This window comes from Alphaproteobacteria bacterium, assembly GCA_005883305.1.
In the GTDB taxonomy this organism is placed as follows: domain Bacteria; phylum Pseudomonadota; class Alphaproteobacteria; order Sphingomonadales; family Sphingomonadaceae; genus Allosphingosinicella.
Genome location: VBAC01000001.1, coordinates 2,026,386 through 2,044,426, shown reverse-complemented (window position 1 = coordinate 2,044,426; position 18,041 = coordinate 2,026,386). Strand labels below are relative to the sequence as shown.

The 18,041-nt window shown below is 66.4% G+C and carries 15 protein-coding genes; 8 read left to right on the top strand and 7 right to left on the bottom strand.

From position 1 onward, the window contains the following. Window positions 1–167: 167 nt before the first annotated feature. On the bottom strand, window positions 168–374 hold the full coding sequence (locus tag E6G92_10205) for a hypothetical protein (protein ID TMJ20103.1): 207 nt from the start codon (window positions 372–374) through the stop codon (window positions 168–170). Window positions 375–435: 61 nt separating this feature from the next. After that, entirely contained in the window at window positions 436–792 is a 357-nt protein-coding gene (locus E6G92_10200; protein ID TMJ20102.1) for an MmcQ/YjbR family DNA-binding protein, read from the bottom strand. Window positions 793–1,092: 300 nt separating this feature from the next. Between E6G92_10200 and E6G92_10195 the strand changes: the two genes are divergently transcribed. Next, window positions 1,093–2,007, top strand: coding sequence for a hypothetical protein (locus E6G92_10195; GenBank protein ID TMJ20101.1), 915 nt, complete (start codon window positions 1,093–1,095; stop codon window positions 2,005–2,007). Window positions 2,008–2,213: 206 nt separating this feature from the next. Here the strand turns inward: E6G92_10195 and E6G92_10190 are convergent, their stop codons facing one another. Genes E6G92_10190 through E6G92_10175 form a run of 4 tightly spaced genes read right to left on the bottom strand, consistent with a single transcriptional unit; the run spans window position 2,214 to window position 6,198 of the window. Continuing rightward, window positions 2,214–2,966, bottom strand: a complete 753-nt coding sequence (locus tag E6G92_10190) for a peptidase (GenBank protein ID TMJ20100.1) — start codon at window positions 2,964–2,966, stop codon at window positions 2,214–2,216. A gap of 27 nt (window positions 2,967–2,993) precedes the next feature. Further along, a complete protein-coding gene (locus E6G92_10185) occupies window positions 2,994–3,830 on the bottom strand; it encodes a transglutaminase family protein (GenBank protein ID TMJ20099.1) in 837 nt (278 codons plus the stop codon). Beyond that, window positions 3,830–4,753, bottom strand: coding sequence for an alpha-E domain-containing protein (locus E6G92_10180; GenBank protein ID TMJ20098.1), 924 nt, complete (start codon window positions 4,751–4,753; stop codon window positions 3,830–3,832). The genes E6G92_10185 and E6G92_10180 overlap by 1 nt, the downstream gene beginning before the upstream one ends. Then, the gene (locus E6G92_10175) at window positions 4,753–6,198 is read right to left on the bottom strand and encodes a circularly permuted type 2 ATP-grasp protein (protein ID TMJ20097.1); all 1,446 of its coding nucleotides are present in this window, start codon (window positions 6,196–6,198) and stop codon (window positions 4,753–4,755) included. The genes E6G92_10180 and E6G92_10175 overlap by 1 nt, the downstream gene beginning before the upstream one ends. Before the next feature lie 71 nt (window positions 6,199–6,269). Here E6G92_10175 and E6G92_10170 point away from each other — a divergent pair, with 71 nt between their 5' ends. The 4 genes from E6G92_10170 (at window position 6,270) to E6G92_10155 (ending at window position 15,414) form a co-directional block, all read left to right on the top strand. Continuing rightward, on the top strand, window positions 6,270–6,671 hold the full coding sequence (locus E6G92_10170; protein ID TMJ20096.1) for a hypothetical protein: 402 nt from the start codon (window positions 6,270–6,272) through the stop codon (window positions 6,669–6,671). 250 nt (window positions 6,672–6,921) lie between these two features. Further along, window positions 6,922–9,069 carry a calcium-binding protein gene (locus E6G92_10165; protein TMJ20095.1) on the top strand — a complete coding sequence of 716 codons (2,148 nt, stop codon included), beginning with the start codon at window positions 6,922–6,924 and terminating at the stop codon, window positions 9,067–9,069. 110 nt (window positions 9,070–9,179) lie between these two features. Beyond that, a complete protein-coding gene (locus E6G92_10160; protein TMJ20094.1) occupies window positions 9,180–11,192 on the top strand; it encodes a hypothetical protein in 2,013 nt (670 codons plus the stop codon). Between the two features lie 859 nt (window positions 11,193–12,051). Beyond that, window positions 12,052–15,414 carry a hypothetical protein gene (locus E6G92_10155; protein TMJ20093.1) on the top strand — a complete coding sequence of 1,121 codons (3,363 nt, stop codon included), beginning with the start codon at window positions 12,052–12,054 and terminating at the stop codon, window positions 15,412–15,414. 70 nt (window positions 15,415–15,484) lie between these two features. On the opposite strand, the gene E6G92_10150 is transcribed toward E6G92_10155, so the two are convergent. Then, the gene (locus E6G92_10150) at window positions 15,485–16,186 is read right to left on the bottom strand and encodes a response regulator transcription factor (GenBank protein TMJ20092.1); all 702 of its coding nucleotides are present in this window, start codon (window positions 16,184–16,186) and stop codon (window positions 15,485–15,487) included. 155 nt (window positions 16,187–16,341) lie between these two features. Between E6G92_10150 and E6G92_10145 the strand changes: the two genes are divergently transcribed. The 3 genes from E6G92_10145 (at window position 16,342) to E6G92_10135 (ending at window position 17,988) form a co-directional block, all read left to right on the top strand. Next, complete coding sequence (locus E6G92_10145; GenBank protein TMJ20091.1) at window positions 16,342–17,001, top strand: RluA family pseudouridine synthase; 660 nt, start codon at window positions 16,342–16,344, stop codon at window positions 16,999–17,001. After that, window positions 16,991–17,392 carry an aminoacyl-tRNA hydrolase gene (locus tag E6G92_10140; GenBank protein TMJ20090.1) on the top strand — a complete coding sequence of 134 codons (402 nt, stop codon included), beginning with the start codon at window positions 16,991–16,993 and terminating at the stop codon, window positions 17,390–17,392. The genes E6G92_10145 and E6G92_10140 overlap by 11 nt, the downstream gene beginning before the upstream one ends. A gap of 98 nt (window positions 17,393–17,490) precedes the next feature. Then, window positions 17,491–17,988, top strand: a complete 498-nt coding sequence (locus E6G92_10135) for a GAF domain-containing protein (protein ID TMJ20089.1) — start codon at window positions 17,491–17,493, stop codon at window positions 17,986–17,988. Window positions 17,989–18,041: the final 53 nt, after the last annotated feature.

Below are 18,041 nucleotides of genomic sequence, written 5' to 3'. Positions count from 1 at the left end.
GTGACCGCTCACGCGCTCGCGATGCCGCCCGCGCGGCGCGCGTCTTGCAGAGCCTTGCCGCGCCAGGCGGAGCTTACTTACCGGGTTTCAGCCGCCGCCGCGTACGCCGCGGCTTCGAGTGGATGGGGCACAGGAAGGGTGGCGCTCAAGCTGAGCGGGAACTGCCGTTAGTGCGCCTCGGCGACGAGGGCGGCGGCTTTCTTGGCCTCGGTCTCGGCGCGCATCCGCCCGGTCCGCTCGACCCGCGCGGCCATCTGCTCCCAGGCCTCGGCCGCGCGCAGGCAGCGGTCGCGAACGTTCTGGAGCTGGGTTGCGTCGGCGTCGCGGCGCGCCTCGGCGGCGCGCTCCAGGTAGAATTCGTGATGGGTGGACATGGAGATTCCTGATTCCTAGGGGATTCCCCTAGGCATAGGAGCAAAAGCCCAAAATCGCAAATCAGGGAGCGTCCTGATCCGGCACCAGCGCGGCGAGCTTCTTCGGCGCGACGGCGCGATAGCTCTCGGCGAACCAGCGTTTCATCAGGTCGAGATCGACCGCCTCGCCGGCGGCGAAGCGGCAGCTGATCCAGCCCGAGCGGCCGAGGCCGTAGCCGGCGGGGGACGCGAAATCGAACGTCTCGGCGAAGTCGCGGCTGACCGGCAGCTTGACCGTCAGGCTGAACGTGCCGTCGCTTTCGTCGAGCCAGGCGAAGGTCTTTCCGCGCAGCTTGAGCGCGGTGTGGCCCCAGGGGAAGTCCTCCTCGGCCTCGGGAAAGCCGAGACCATATTCCCGGAGCGTCTCAAACGCCGTCACCGGCTTAAGATCCGAAGAGCAAGCAAAGCGGGGCGGGCGTCAACGCGATTGAAGGCTTCTGGGCGCAGCTAAAGCGCGGGATCAACGGAACGCATATCCACGTCAGCGCGCGAAGCATCTTCCGAAGTATCTCGTGGAGTTCGAGTATCGCTGGAACATGCGTCAAGCCTCACCTGATGCTTGATCGGCTCATGCACTCTTTCGTGCGCTAGGGGCTTCCCCATGCGCCATTGCTTCCAGAAGGCGGTCGAAGCGTTCACCTAACTTGCTCATCCCTCTCTTATACACCACTCTGCCCTAATGGTCAGGGCCTTGATCCTAGCGAGTCTCGCGCTGGCGCTCTTAGGGGTCAGTCCAGCTCCAAAGCAGGAAGGACAGAACCAGCAGGGCAACGCTGCCAGCGAAGTCGGAGACCGCGCTGAGGCGGTGCGGAGCGACGCTCCGCAGGTCCCCCGTAGAGTTGAATCCGTCGAGCCGATCCACCCCCCGGAAATAACCCAAGACTGCCAGCGCACTGAGGATAATCGCAAGTCCGATCTTTGCGCCCAATGGAAGGCTGCGGACTCCGCTTTCGATGCCGCCTTTTGGGCGAAATGGTCGTTCGTCCTGGGAATGATCGGAACGTTCGGCCTGTTTGCCACCCTGTATTACACTCGCGCTGCGGTACGGGTGGCGCAGGAAGCGACGAGGGACGCCGACACGGCCTTGGAAATCGCCGAGCGCAACGCGAACGCGGCGGCGAAGGGCGTCATTGTCGCTCAGGAGACGGCCAAGCACGAATTGCGGGCCTATGTGGGGGTGAAGGAGATCGAACTCTCCCAGCCCGTGCAATCGCCAATCCGCCCACAAATCCTGGCGAGGCGAGGAGGGGAGTTCCTCAACGTAACTCTGAAAAACTATGGAAAGACCCCGGCTGTGCTCACGTTCCACGCTGCCGCCCAACATGGCGGGAAACCGCCGCGCCCCAAGTCCCTTCCCAAGCCCGGAGGCGCTCCGCAAATTCTGCAACCGGGTCGTTCGATTTTCAGATCGTTTCCGGTCAAGGAGATCGAAGGGGAGGATCGTCTCTTTTTTGTGATCCTCCGTATCTTTTACACCGACATTTACGGAGTCGGCTATGGACACCGGTTGGACTACTCCACCAAGAAGCCCGGGAGTTTCGCCCTGCAATGCACACATGAGAAGGAAGGCGTTCATCCGCCCACTCCCCAATAGAAACATGGGGGAGACTGAGTTTGACTTAGCGCACCTGCCCGTCCGGACTCTGATACAAGATTTAGACGTAAATGTCTAAGCGGGATAAACGCCAACTTGTTTCAGGGTCCAGCTCTCCACCCGCCCAGTGGTTCGATGCTGGATCCTGAAACAAGTTCAGCATGACGTGGAAGAAGATGATGCCGGATTCCAATTGGGTACGGATCCTAGCCGAGGTCGGCCATGAAGGGGGGATCGGGGATGATCGCCGCGGCGTCGGACAGCAGATCGCCCCAGCTTGCCGAAAGGTGGTCGAAATAGGCGTCTTCGTCGCCGATCCGCCGGGTCAGCACCTTCGCCTCGGGCGCGGTGGGCATGACCATCACGTCGAGCGGGCGGCCGACGGCGAGGTTGGACCGGATCGCCGCGTCGAACGAGAGGAAGCCGATCTTCATCGCCTCGGCGAGCGATGTGTTGGGGTGCATGATCCGGTCGAGGATCGGCCGACCGTATTTGGTCTCGCCGATCTGGAAGAAGGGCATGTCCGGCTTGCATTCGATGAAATTGCCGGCCGAGTAGATCAGGTAGAGCGAGGGCGGCGAATCGCCGATCCGGCCGCCCAGGAGGAGCGAGGCGGCGCCGCTGATCTTGAGCGTGGAAAGCGCCTTGCCCACCGTCTGGTTGGCGAGCTGCATCGCCTCGCCGACCAGCTGCGCGGCGCGGAACATGCTGGAGGGCTCGGCGATCGTCCGCACCAGCTCCTCGCCTTCGCCCGCCGGAATGCCCTGGCGCAGCAGGCTGATCACCGTCTGGCTGGTCGAAAGATTGCCGGCCGTCGCTGCGTAGATGCAGCGGTCGGGGCCGTCGGCGAGGCAGTGAAGCTTGCGGAACGAGGAGATGTCGTCGACTCCGGCATTGGTGCGCGTGTCGGCGATCATGATCAGGCCGGCGTCGAGCAGCATGCCCAAACAGTAAGTCATGGGGCCTTGGTCTCCATCAACGCTGCCTCAACTCTGCGACTGGAATTGCGCCTGCTGCTGGGTCTGGCTGACCGCGACCTCTACCGCCAGATGCTCCTTGCCGCCACCCGAACGTGTGCCGGCGACCGGCGCCGCGTCGCGATAGTCGAGGCCGCAGGCGATCCGGACATAGGCGTCGTCGGCGGAGATTCCGTTGGCCGGATCGAACGCCACCCAGCCGAGATCGCCGACCCACGCCTCGGCCCAGGCGTGCGACGCCTCTTGGACGTGTGCGCCGTCGCGGCGGAACAGGTGGCCGGAAATGTAACGGGCGGGGATTCGCAGCAGCCGCGCCGCGGCGACGAACATATGCGCGAAATCCTGGCAGACCCCGTGCCCGGCCGCGCAGGCCTGCTCGGCGGTGGTGTCGGGAGCGGTCGCCTCGGTGTCGAATCGCATCGTCTCGTAGAGCCGGGCGTTGAGCGCGTGGAGCCGGCCGAGCGCGGGATCGGGCCCGGCGGCCAGCATCCGGGCAAGCCCGGCGATCGCCGGCCCGGCCTCGGTCAGCGGCGTGGCGCGAAGGAAGACCTGCGGCGGAAGGTCGTAGGGCAGGCCCTGGACGATTCCCGCCCTGTCCTCCGTGAGCACCCGGCCCGAGACCGAGACCGAAAGCCGGCCGACCGGCTTGTCGACGTAGAGCATGTGGGTGACGTTGCCGTAGCCGTCGCGCCCCTCGCGAAGGCGAGCGTCGCAATCGACGTCGATCCGCCAATCGAGCACGTTCAGCCCGGCAAAGCTGACCGGAGTCGCGCGGAGCAGCTGGATCAGCCCGCGCGCCGGGGCCGCATAGCTGTAGGTCGTGACGTGGCGTACCGAGAGCTGCATCAGGTGAACCTGAACTGGTCGGCGATGGCGACGCCGATGGCGTTGTTCTCGCGCACATAGGCCTGCAGCCACTGGTGCAGGCCGCGCTGGAATACGGTGTCGATGTCGAGCGCCTGGAGCTTCGACAGGCGTTGGCGGGCGAGCCTGTCGGCCGGTCCCTGCCGGCCCGAGCGCGCGCCGAACTCGCCGAGCAGCTCGACCGTCTCCTCGGCGGTCCAGGCCAGCGAGCGCGGCAGCTCGCGGCGGAAGATCAGCATGTCGGCGACCAGCCAGGGCTTCAGCGCCTCGCGGTAGAGGTGGCGGTAGGCGGTCTTGGCGGAGACGATCTGGAGGATCGTCGTCCACTGGTCGCGGTCGAGCTTGCCGCCGACCTTCTGGCCTTCGGGCAACAGCAGGAAATATTTGACGTCGAGCAGGCGCGCGCTCGCGTCGCCGCGCTCGATCATCGAGCCGAGGCGGACGAACCAATAGCCCTCGTTGCGCATCATCCGCGCCATCGCGCCTTCGAAGCCGCGAAGCTCGGCCTTCAGCTCCTCGACCAGGTTGAGGGTCGCCTGAACTCCGCCCGGGCTGGTTCTGGCCTGGATCATCAGCCAGGCGCGGTTGATCGCCTCCCACACCTCCCGGGTCAGCGCCGTTCGGCCGGCGCGGGCGTTGTCGCGCGCGCTGACGATGCACGAGCGGATCGAGCTCGGATTGTCCTCGCTCAAGGTGAGATAGCGCCGCGCCATGCTGCCCTCGCGGCTGACGTCGAGCGGCGGTCCGCCGACCACCGAAAGCGCGCTCATCCAGGCCTTGGAGACATGGTCGTGACCGCCCAGAGCGGCGAGCCGGATGGTCGCCTCGACCAGCCGGGTGGTGAACTCGGCCCGCTCCATGTAGCGGCCGATCCAGTAGAGGCTGGAGGCGGTGCGCGAGAGCATCAGCCTTCGCCGGCCGCGGGCGGAGCGAGCACGAAACTGTCCTTGGTGCCGCCGCCCTGGCTGGAATTGACAACCAGCGATCCCTCGCGAAGCGCGACCCGGGTGAGTCCGCCGGGAACGATGGTCACGCCCGAAGCGCCGGTCAGGACGAAGGGGCGGAAATCGACGTGGCGGGGCGCCATGCCCTCCTCGTCCAGCGTCGGAACGGTCGAGAGTGCGAGAGTCGGCTGGGCGATGTAGCGCTCGGGCGTCGCCTTGATCGCCGAGCGAAAGGCCTCGATCTCCTTCTTCGACGCGGTCGGGCCGACCAGCATTCCGTAGCCGCCCGATCCGTCGACCAGCTTGACCACCATCTTGTCGAGATTCTCGAGCACGTGGCGGCAGGCCTTGGGCTCGCGGCAGCGCCAGGTCTCCACATTGGGCAGCTTCGCTTCCTCGCCGGTATAATAGCGCACGATCTCCGGCATGTAGGAATAGATCGCCTTGTCGTCGGCGATGCCCGTGCCCGGCGCGTTCACCAGGGTCACGTTGCCGGCGAGATAGGCGGCCATCAGCCCCGGCACGCCGAGCAGGCTGTCGGGGCGGAAGACGAGCGGATCGAGGAAGGCGTCGTCGACCCGGCGGTAGATCACATCGACCCGAATCCGCCCGTCGATCGTCCGCATCCAGACGATGTCGTCGTCGACCACCAGGTCGCGCCCCTCGACCAGCTCGATGCCCATATTGTCGGCGAGGAAGCTGTGCTCGTAGAAGGCGCTGTTGTGGTGACCGGGGGTGAGCAGCACGCAGCGCGGCTCGCGCGCGCCCTCCGGCGCCACCGAATAGAGCGTCTCGCGAAGAAGCTCCGGGTAGGAATCGACCGGGCGCACCGGGAAGAGATCGAACAATTCGGGGCAGAGGCGAAGCATCGCGTCGCGATTCTCGATCATGTAGGAGACGCCCGAGGGCGTTCGGGCATTGTCCTCGAGCACGAAGAAATCGTCCGCGCCGGTGCGGACCAGGTCGATTCCGCAGATGTGGGCGTAGACACCGTGGGGCGGCCGTGCCCCCGCGACGGCGACGCAGAATTGCGGGTTGGTCAGCACGATGTCGGACGGGATCACGCCGTCCTTCAGGATCTTGCGGGCGCCGTAGACGTCGTCGATGAAGGCGTTGATCGCGCGGACGCGCTGCTCGAGCCCCGCCGACAGCCGCGCCCATTCGGCAGCCGAGAAGATTCGCGGGACGATGTCGAACGGGATGATCCGCTCGGCCGAGGCCTCCTCGCCATAGACCGAGAAGGTGATTCCGAGGCTTCGGAAGGCGGCTTCGGCCGCGTGCTGGCGCTTGACGAGCTCGGCCTGCGGAGTGGTCTCCAGCCACCGCGCGAGCGGCTCGAAGCCGCCGCGCGCCGCGCGGCCGCTCCTGTTTCCCCGAAGCTCGTCGAACGCCCTAGGCTCCGCCATCGCGCCCACAATGCACGAAAGCGCAAAAAGCGCCAATGGACGCGGCGGCTCGGGGAAGTTATCGTTTCGCCATGACAACGGAACTCATCGTCCTCGCCTGGGGCTGCGTGCTGGCCCTGGTCCACATCCTGGCCGCCGCGCAGGTGAAGACCCGGCAATACGGCTCGAAATGGAATGTCGGGCCGCGCGACGAGGAATTGCCGCCGCCAAATCCCCTCGTCGGCCGGCTTTCGCGGGCGCAGGCCAATTTCTTCGAGACGTTTCCGCTGATGGTCGCCGCGGTGCTGATCGTCAGCGTCGCCGCGCTGCGCAACGAGACGACCGCGCTCGGGGCCTGGATCTGGCTCGGCGGCCGGATCGCCTATCTGCCGCTTTACGCGCTCGGCATCCCTTATCTGCGCTCGCTGGCCTGGGCCGCGGCGGCCGCCGGGATGTTCATGGTCATCTGGCCCGCGCTCGGCGCCGCGGTCTAAGGGCCAACGTCGCTTCCCGACCGGCTTTCGTCTGCGGGGGCCGATTGTGCAAGACTAAGCCTATGAAAATGTTGATAACCGAGGCGCGATGAGCCCTGCGCGGCCCCCGCCCAGGCCTTCCGGCGCCCGCCGCCGGCGACTTCACGGTAATATGACCCGAATCCGGACGGGGCGCCTCAGCCATCGCGTTGATCCGATTCGCGAAATCCGTCATGGCTGAAGCGACAGCCACGATGCCGGAGCGCAGAACATGCCGACCTTCACCGGGACGCCAGGCAACGACACGATCGCCGGCACCACAGGCGACGACACCATTTCGGGCCTCGCCGGAGACGACAATCTGACCGGCGGCGCCGGCAACGACAATCTGAACGGCGGCGACGGGAACGACACGCTCGACGGTCAAGCCGGCCACGACACGCTGGAAGGCGGCGCCGGCAACGACACGATCAGCGACACCGGCGGCGGCAACGACGTCCTGGCCGGCGGCGACGGCAACGACGTGCTCACCGATTCGGCGGGCGGCAACGACATTTTGGGTGGGGGCGCGGGCAACGACACGATCACGGCCCGCCGCGCGAGCAGCGCGAACCTGGTGGTCGACGGCGGCGCCGGCAACGACTTCATCACGCTCGAGGGCGTCAACGGCGTCGCCGCCGGCGGCGACGGCAACGACATCATGGTGATCGACACCGCTTCCTCGATGGTCGTCGACGGCGGCAGCGGGGACGACGACATCACGATCACCGACACCGCGACGGTCGTCGGCGGCACCGGCAACGACATCATCCGCTCGCGGGGAGGGACCCAGACGCTCGGCCTGGGCGGCGGCCGTGACGTGGTCCAGGTCCAGCACGTCGCGACGACATTGACCGTGCAGGATTTCCAGGCCGGCGAGGACGGCGACCGGCTCGACCTCGCCGTCTTCGGCGCCAATCCGTTCGGACCCGGCGGCGGCCTGACCATCGCCCAGGTCGGCGCCGACACCCGCATCCGAAGCAGCTCGGGGCTCGTCGACATCCTGCTCAAGAACGTCGCCGCGAGCGATCTTTCGACCTACAATCTCGGCGCTCCCAGCGGCCTCTTCAACCCGGCGGGTCGGACCTTCGTCGGCACTCCGGGCCAGGACGAATATGTGTCCGCCGACGGCGACGACCGGCTGGACGGCCTCGGCGGCAACGACTTTCTGTCCGGCGCGGGCGGCAACGACGTGATCGACGGCGATTCCGGCAACGATGTGCTCCGCGGCGGCAGCGGCAACGATTTCCTCCACGGCGGCTCGGGCACGGATTTGATGATCGGAGGGACGGGCGACGACGTCTACGTCGTCGACGATCTCAGCGACGAGATCCTCGAAAGCGCCGGCGAGGGCCGGGACCTCATCTATGCGCGGGCAAGCTACGTGTTGCGCGCGGGGGTGTCGGTCGAAGTGATCTCGGCGGTGAGTCAAGCGGCCACCACCGAGATGGTGTTGGTCGGCAACGACCTCGACCAGGAGATTTACGGCAATGCCGGTGCCAACTTCCTGTTCGGTGGGGGAGGCAATGATTATCTCGTCGGGTTGGGCGGCGACGACCGCTACGGCGTTTCCGGGCAGGGCGATCACATCATCGAGGGTGTGGGAGGCGGCCGCGACGCCGTCTACGCGCTCGACAGCTACGTGCTCGGAGCGGGCGTCGAGATCGAAATCCTCTCCGCGGCGAGCCAGGACGGGACGACCCCGCTGGCGCTGATCGGCAACGAGTTCGGCCAGGAGATTTACGGCAATGCGGGGGATAACTTCCTGGCGGGCGGCGGCGGCGCCGATTATCTGATCGGGCTCGGCGGCAACGACCGCTATCTGGTTTCCGGCACAGGCGACACCGTGATCGAGAGCGCGGGCGGCGGAACGCGCGACGTCGTCTATGCGGTTGGCGATTATGCGCTGGCCGCGGGCGTCGAGATCGAGATTCTTTCCTCCCTGAGCCAGGCGGGGACCGCCGCACAGAACTTGACCGGCAACGCGCTGGCGCAGGAAATCTACGGCAATGCCGGCGCCAACGTGCTGAACGGCGGCGCGGGAGCGGACTATCTGATGGGCTTCGGGGGCGCGGATACGTTCGCCTTCACCACCGCGCTCGGCGGCGGCAATGTCGACCAGATCGCCGACTTCGTCTCCGGCACCGACAAGATCGCGCTGGACGATGCGGTGTTCACGGGGCTCGGCTTCGGCGCTCTGCCGGCCGGTGCCTTCGTCACGGGCACCGTTGCGGCCGATGCCGACGACCGGATCTTATATGACAATGCCACTGGCAACCTGTTCTTCGACGCCGATGGAAACGGCGCCGGCGCGGCCGTGCAGTTCGCCACGCTGCAGGGCCATCCTACCCTCACGGCCAGCGACTTCACGGTGATTTGAGGCGCCCGCCTCGACCCATGGTATTCACTGGATTGACCCCGATGCGGGTCCCGGCCAACGCCCCCCGAAGATGACGCGAGAACGCGGAGTCGCGAGGGAGCAAAACAAAGTTGACCGTAATCGACCTCTCAACCCTTGGGCCGGATACCGGTTTCGTCGTCCAAGGCGACGAAGCGGGCGATTCCGCGGGTTTCTGCGTTTCTTCAGCGGGTGACGTCAACGGCGATGGTTTTGAGGATTTCATCGTCGGCGCCTTTTCCGGAGACCAGGGCGGAGTCGATGCCGGCGAAGCTTATGTCCTGTTCGGCCACGCCGGCGCCTACGGCACGGTCGACGTCACCGGCCGACGAGTGATCGACCTGACTTCGCTCGCCCCATCCGACGGCTTCGTGCTCCAAGGCGACGCGGCAGGGGACTTCTTCGGCCGCTGGGTCGCCTCGGCCGGCGACTTCAACGGCGATGGCTTCGGTGACATCATCGTCGGTGCTTCGCTCGGCGACGACGGCGGCCTCGATGCCGGCGAAGCCTATGTCCTCTTCGGCCACGCAGGCGACTTCGGCACAATCGATGGCGCAGGCCGCCGGGTTCTGGACATGACTTCGCTGGCTCCCAGTGAGGGATTCGTTATTCAGGGCGACGCCGCGAATGACGAAACGGGCGACAGCGTCGCTTCGGCCGGCGACATAAACAATGATGGCTTCGCCGACCTCGTCATCGGCGCTTATGGCGGTCTCTATGGCACCGGGACCGGCAAGGCCTATGTCCTCTACGGCCACGCCGGGCCCGTCGGCACGATCGACGGCAGCGGCCGCGCGACGATTGACCTCGCCTCCCTCGCGCCTTCCGACGGTTTCGTCGTGCAAGGCGACCAAGCGCTGGATTTCGCCGGTTTTTCGGTCGCTTCGGCCGGAGACATCAATGGCGACGGATTCGCCGATTTCATCGTCGGTGCGGATGGCGGCGACGATGGTGCCCCTGAAGCGGGCGAGGCCTATGTCTTTTTGGGCCGCGCGGGCACCTTCGGTGCGGTCGATGGCACCGGCCGCCTCGTCGTGGACTTGGCTACGTTCGCCCCGAGCGATGGATTCATAGTTCAGGGCGACGCGATGACCGACCTCGCCAGCCGCAGCGTAGCTTCGGCCGGCGACATCAACGGCGACGGCTTCGATGATTTCATCATCAGCGGCCATTTCGGGGACGATGGCGGCCTCGACGCCGGGGAAGCCTATGTCCTGTTCGGCCACGCCGGCGCTTTTGGCACGATCGACGGCACCGGCCGGCGGGTGATTGACCTTGCCTCGCTCGCGCCTGTCGATGGCTTCGTCATACAGGGCGACGAAGCCGGTGATCTCGCTGGCCGCAGCGTTTCGCCGGCCGGGGATGTCGACGGCGATGGCTTCGACGACATCATCGTCGGTGCCCATTTCGGCGACGATGGCGGAGTCGATGCCGGTGAGGCCTATGTCGTGTTCGGCCGCGGCGATGCCTTCGGAACGATCGACGGAACCGGCCGCCGGATCATCGACCTGACTTCGCTCGATCCGACCGACGGCTTCATTATCCAGGGCGATGAAGCGGGCGATCTCGCCGGCAACGTCTCTTCCGCCGATATCAATGGCGATGGCTTTTCCGAGATCATCGTCGGGGCATATCGGGGTGACGACGGCGGCACCGATGCCGGCGAGGCCTATGTCCTGTACGGCATTGCGCCCGCCACCGGAGTCGTCCGCAGGGGCACGATCGCCGGCCAAACGCTCGCAGGCGGCGGCGGCGACGACCAACTCGACGGCCAGGGCGGTGACGATCGATTGTTCGGTAACGACGGCAATGATTTGCTCGAGGGCGGTGGCGGCGCGGACACCATGAAGGGGGGCGCGGGCGACGACGTCTACATCGTGGATGGTGTAACCGACACGGTCCTTGAACGCGCGGGGAAGGCTTCGACGTGGTCTATAGCCGCTCCGACTTCCACTTGGGCGACAAGGCAGAGATCGAAGTCCTGTCCGCCATCAGCCAGGATGCGGCCACCGATTCGGTGCTGGTCGGGAACGGCTTCGACCAGGCCATCTACGGCAATGCCGGCGACAATTTCCTCGAAGGCGGCGGCGGCACCGACTATTTGATCGGGCTTGGCGGCAACGACCGCTATTTCGTCGCCGGCCCGGGCGATCACGTGATCGAGAATGCCGGCGGCGGCGCCCGCGACGTCATCTACACGCCCGGCGATTATACGATGGCCGCGGGCCTCGACATCGAGGTCCTGTCCTCGTCGAACCAGGCCGGCACCGGCGCGCAGACCTTGATCGGCAACGCGCTGGCGCAGGAAATTTACGGCAATGCCGGCGCCAACTTTATCGAGGGCGGCGGTGGGGCCGACTATATGGCCGGCTTCGGGGGCAACGACGTCTACGTAGTGGACAGCGCCGACGATTATGTGGCGGAAGCTGCAGGCGGCGGGCGAGACGTCCTCTATGCGTTGGGCGACTATGTGCTGGCTGCAGGCAATGAGATCGAGATTCTTTCCTCCCTGAGCCAGGCCGGGACCGCCGCGCAGAACTTGACCGGCAACGCGCTGGCGCAGGAAATCTACGGCAATGCCGGCGCCAACGTGCTGAACGGCGGCGCGGGAGCGGACTATCTGATGGGCTTCGGGGGCGCGGATACGTTCGCCTTCACCACCGCGCTCGGCGGCGGCAATGTCGACCAGATCGCCGACTTCGTCTCCGGCACCGACAAGATCGCGCTGGACGATGCGGTGTTCACGGGATTGACGCCGGGCGCGCTCCCCGCCACGGCTTTCGTCGCCGGCACCGCCGGGGGTGACGCGGACGACCGGATCATTTACAACAGCGCCACCGGCCAGATCCTGTTCGATGCGGACGGCACCGGCGCGGGGGCGGCCGTGCTGTTCGCCACCGTGCAGGCTGGAACGGTGCTCGCCGCGAGCGATTTCACGGTGATCTGACCCCTTCTCGAATGTGAGTGAAGACTATGCCCGGCTTTCCCAGTCTGATCGATCTCGGCCTCCTTGGCAGCAACGGCTTCGTCGTCCGTGGCGCGGTCATCACCGACAATGTCGGCTTCTCGGTGGCCTCTGCCGGCGACGTCAACGGCGACGGCTATGACGATTTCCTGTTCGGCTCGCCATCCTCGACGGCCGGCGTCTCGGGCGCCGGATCGACCTGGGTCGTGTTCGGCAAGGCGAGCGGGTTCGGCACGGTCTTCCTCGGCTCGCTGACGCCCGCGGACGGCTTCCGCATCGACGGCGAAGCGCAGGGTGACGCCGCCGGCTACAGCGTCGCTTCGGCCGGCGACGTCAACGGCGACGGCTATGACGACATCATCATCGGCGCGGAGGACGTCGGAACGAACTCCATCGGCGCGGCCTATGTCGTGTTCGGCAAGGCCTCGGGCTTCGGCAACGTCTCGCTCGCCACCCTCACCCCGGCCGACGGATTCGAAATCGGCGGAACCGGACAGATCGGCCGGCTCGGGCACAGCGTGTCCTCGGCGGGCGACATCAACAATGACGGCTTTGACGACATCATCGTCGGCGCGCCGGACGGCAACACGAACAACACCGGCACCGCCTACGTCATCTTCGGCAAGGCCACCGGCTTCGGACCGCTCAACGTCACGACCCTCACCCCCGTGGACGGCTTTTCCATCGTCGGCGCCGCCACCGCCGAGCGGGCCGGCATCAGCGTCTCTTCGGCAGGAGACATCAACAATGACGGTTATGCCGACATCATCGTCGGCGCCTATGCCGCCGACGTCGGCGGGACCAACCGGGGCGCCGCCTACGTCCTGTTCGGCAAGGCCGCGGGCTTCGGCAACGTCAACCTCGCCGCGCTCGCGCCGGCCGACGGCTTCCGCATCCAGGGCGCCGCCAACGGCGCCGAGGCCGGCACGGCGGTCTCGAGCGCGGGCGACTTCAACGGCGACGGCTTCGACGACCTGCTCGTCGGCGCGCCGCGTCAGACCGAGCCGGGCGCCACCTCGGCCGGCGACACCTATCTGATCTTCGGCAAGGCGAGCGGATTCGGTTCGATCGATCTCGCCACGCTGGCGCCCGCGGACGGTTTCAAGCTGGCCAACAACCACCAGTTCGACTTCGCCGGCTCGGCGCTCGGCGCCGGCGACGTCAACGGCGACGGCTATGACGACGTCATCATCGGCGCCAACGGCACCGACGGCTCGGGCAACGATGCCGGCGGCGCCTTCGTCGTGTTCGGCAAAGCGAGCGGCTTCGGCACCGTCGACCTCGCCTCGATGACCGCGAGCGAGGGGTTCAGGATCATCGGCGACAATGGCGGCGACCTCGCCGGCATCAGCGTCTCGGCCGGCGGCGACCTCAACAATGACGGCTATGACGACATCATCGTCGGCGCGCCGGGGGCGCTCGGCTCCGACGAGGGCGCGGGCTATGTCATCTTCGGCCGCTCGACGGCCGGCATTCCCACCCTCGACAACGGCGCGACCGACGCGCGCTTCACCACCAGCTACACCGAGGGCGATCCTCCCGTTCCCATCGTCGCCGGCGGCTTCACCCTGACGTCGAGCGTGCCCATCGGATCGATGACGATCGCCGGCGGCAGCGCCTTGACGCTGGCCGGGCCGATACCGGCGGGGATCGTCGCGAGCGGCGCGGGTACCCCAACCCTCATCCTCAGCGGCAGCGCCTCCGCGGCCGATTATGCCACAGCGCTGTCGATGGTGCGCGTCTCCGTGGGCGGCGATAATATCACGACGGGCACCAGCTCCGGCGTCACGATCACGGTCGATACCGGAATCGGCGCGCAGCTGATCGGAGTCACCACCCTCGCGCTTACCGGCGTCGACGACGCCCCGGTGGCGGTGAACGACTCTTTCGGCCTCCAGGAGAATGCCGTCAGCAGGACCGGAAACGTCTTCTCCAACAATGGCCAGGGCGCCGATGTCGATCCCGACGGAGGCCCGAAGACGGTAACCGCAGTCAACGGATCGCCGGCCAACGTCGGCACGCAGATCATTCTCCCTTCGGGCGCGATCCTCACCCTCCAGGCCAATGGCAGCTTCGTCTACGAGCCCAATCACGCCTTCGACGCGACGCCGGCGCCGGGTTCCGGCGCCACCAACCAGCCCGCGCAGGACTCCTTCACCTACACCCTGAACGGCGGCAGCACGGCGACCGTGACGATGACCATCAACGGCGTCGACAGCGAAGATTTCCTGATCGGCCCGGCCGGCCCGAGCGGAATGGCCGGGGGTAACTTCAACGATATCTACCTCCTCGACCATCCCGACGACGATGTCGTCGAGTTGGCCGCCGGCGGTCTGCGCGACGTCATCTACGCCCAGACCAACTACAAGCTGGATCCGAACGTCTTCGTCGAAGTGCTTTCGGCGGCCAACCAGGCGGACACGGCGCCGCTCGAGCTGGTCGGCAACGAGGTCGGCCAGGAAATTTACGGCAATGCCGGCGATAACTTCCTCGAAGGCGGCGGCGGCACCGACTATTTGATCGGGCTTGGCGGCAACGACCGCTATTTCGTCGCCGGACCCGGCGATCACGTGATCGAGAATGCCGGCGGCGGCGCCCGCGACGTCATCTACACGCCCGGCGATTATACGATGGCCGCGGGCCTCGACATCGAGGTCCTGTCCTCGTCGAACCAGGCCGGCACCGGCGCGCAGACCTTGATCGGCAACGCGCTGGCGCAGGAAATCTACGGCAATTCCGGCGCCAACTTTATCGAGGGCGGCGGTGGGGCCGACTATATGGCCGGCTTCGGGGGCAACGACGTCTACGTAGTGGACAGCGCCGACGATTATGTGGCGGAAGCTGCAGGCGGCGGCCGAGACGTCGTCTATGCGAAGGTAAGCTATGCCCTCGGTGCGGGCCAGGAGATCGAAGTCCTGTCAACCGACAGCCAATCGGGTGTCGCTGCGATCGACCTCACCGGCAACGGACTTGCCAACGAGCTGTACGGCAATGCCGGCGCCAACGTGCTGAACGGTGGCGCGGGAGCGGACTATCTGGCCGGCTATGGCGGGGCGGATACCTTCGCCTTCACCACCGCGCTCGGTGGCGGCAATGTCGACGCGATCGCCGACTTCAACGCCGCCGACGATACGATCGCCCTCGACGACGCAGTGTTCACGGGGCTGACCCCCGGGGCCCTGCCCGCGGGCGCGTTCGTCACGGGCGCCGCCGCCGGCGACGCCGACGACCGGATCATCTACAACAGCGCCAACGGGCAGATCCTGTTCGACGCCGACGGCAATGGCGCAGGTGCAGCGATCCTGTTCGCGACCGTGCAAGCCGGAACGGTGCTCACCGCGAGCGATTTCACGGTGATCTGATAGGCCACAAATGAAGCCGGCGCCCGCGAGGCTCGCGGACGCCGGCCGTGGCACCAATCGGGAATTCGGATCAGGCGACCTGGGCGGTCTCCACGTCCTCCGGCTCGCGAAGCACGTAGCCGCGGCCCCAGACGGTCTCGATATAATTGTCGCCTTCGCAGGCCAGCGCCAGCTTCTTGCGCAGCTTGCAGATGAAGACGTCGATGATCTTGAGCTCCGGCTCGTCCATTCCGCCGTAGAGATGGTTCAAGAACATCTCCTTGGTCAAAGTCGTGCCCTTGCGCAGCGAGAGCAGCTCGAGCATCGCATATTCCTTGCCGGTCAGGTGGACGCGGCTGCCGTCGACCTCGACCGTCTTGGCGTCGAGGTTGACCGAAAGCTTGCCGGTCTTGATCACCGACTGGCTGTGGCCCTTCGAGCGGCGGACGATGGCGTGGATGCGGGCGACCAGCTCGTCGCGGTGGAACGGCTTGGTGACGTAATCGTCGGCGCCGAAGCCCAGCGCCCGAACCTTCGAATCCATCTCGCTGACGCCCGAGAGGATCAGCACCGGAGTGCCGACCTTGGCCGTGCGGAGCTTCTTCAGCACGTCGTAGCCGTGCATGTCCGGAAGGTTCAGATCGAGGCAGATGATGTCGTAATCGTAGAGCTTGCCGAGGTCCAAGCCCTCCTCGCCGAGATCGGTGGTGTAGACGTTGAAGCCCTCGCTGGAGAGCATGAGCTCGATCGCCTTGGCGGTCGTCGGCTCGTCTTCGATCAGCAAAACACGCATTGGGAAGCCCTCCTGTCGCGTGGCGACCCTCGCCCCTCGACCTTCATTAACCTTTAGAGATGTGAAGGCAAAAGGTTAATTTCGTATTAATACGGTGATGCAGCACGCTTTTTTGCGGGCGTTGCGCGCGTGCCACGCGCATGGCAGGGCGGGCCATGAGCTATTGGGAAAGCCGGGTTCTCTTCATCGACGGCGAGGCGATGGTGATCGACAAGCCTGCGGGCCTCGCCGTCCACCCGGGCGGCAGGACCCCCGAGAGCCTGGAAGATTATCTTCACCATCTTCGTTTCGGATTCAAGCGCAGGCCGCTGCCGGTCCACCGGCTCGACCGCGACACGTCCGGCTGCCTCCTGCTCGCGCGCAATCCCAAGGCGCACAAGGCGTTCCAGCGCGCCTTCGAGGACAAAAGGGTGGCGAAAACCTATGTCGCGGTGCTCGACGGCGTGCCGGAGGCCGAGGAAGGCACGGTCGACATGGCGCTGGGCAAGATTTCGACCGCCGAGGAGGGCTGGCGGATGGTCGCGGACGAGGCCGGGCGGCCTTCGGTGACTCACTGGCGCGTCGCCGCAATACGCGATGGCCGCGCCATCCTCGTTTTCTCGCCTGAAACCGGGCGTACCCACCAGATCCGGGTCCACGCCGCCTCGGGAATCGGGATCCCCATCGTCGGCGATCCCGTTTACGGCGCGGGAAAGGGGCCGATGCTGCTCCATGCCCTGTCGCTCAAGGTCGATCGCGGCGCCAAGCCGCCCGTCGAAGCGACGGCGCCGCTGCCGCCCACCTTCGTCAATGCGGGCTACGGCGATGTCCTTTGAGCTTCCGGAAGAGGCGCTGTCGGAGACCTTTCTGGCTTCCACCGGGCCAGGCGGCCAGAACGTCAACAAGGTGGCGAGCGCCTGCCAGCTGCGTTGCGACGTGTTCAGGCTCGGTCTCGCGCCCGACGTCTACCAGCGTCTCAGGTCGCTCGCCGGCAGCCGGATGACTGCGGCGGGCGAGATCGTCATCACCGCCCGATCCTACCGCACGCAGGAAGCCAATCGCGAGGATGCCCGCGCCCGGCTGGCGGAGCTCATCGCCAAGGCCCATGTCCGCCAGGCCAAGCGCAAGCCGACCAGGCCGAGCCGGGCGGCCAAGGCGAAAAGGGTGGATTCGAAGAAGCAGCGCGGCTCGGTGAAGGAAAAGCGGGGCAAGGTGCGGCTGGACTGACCGCCGTCATTGCGAGCGGCGCGAAGCAATCCAGAGCCGCGCCGGACTGGATTGCTTCGTCGCTTCGCTCCTCGCAATGACGGGCTTGGGAGAACGAGATGTACGACTTCAGGATCGAGGCGGGCGACAAGCCGTCTCTCTATCGCGAGCTGATCGAAGCGGCGGACTCGCTGACCGCCGGCGAGCCGGACGGGATCGCCAACATGGCCAACCTCGCCGCCTTGCTCTGGGAGAGCCTGCCCGACCTCAACTGGGCCGGCTTCTACCGCAATGTCGGCGGCGAGCTCGTACTCGGCCCGTTCCAGGGGCGGGCGGCCTGCATCCGCATTCCCTTCGGCAGGGGCGTGTGCGGCGCCGCGGCGGAGACTCGCCTGCCCCAGCTGGTCGAGGACGTTCACGCCTTTCCGGGTCACATCGCCTGCGACGCCGCCTCGCGCTCGGAGCTGGTCGTGCCGATCGTCATCGATGGCGCTCTGGTCGGAGTGCTCGATCTCGACAGCCCGAGCCCAGCGCGCTTCGACAAGGAAGACGAGGCGGGGTGTGTCGAATTGATACAGCGCGTCGGGAGGCGGCTCAGCGGCATGGAAAAGGCCTGATCCAAAGCGTAAAAGATGCGTTCACCGTCCTGCCCGGCCACTTACCGGCCATT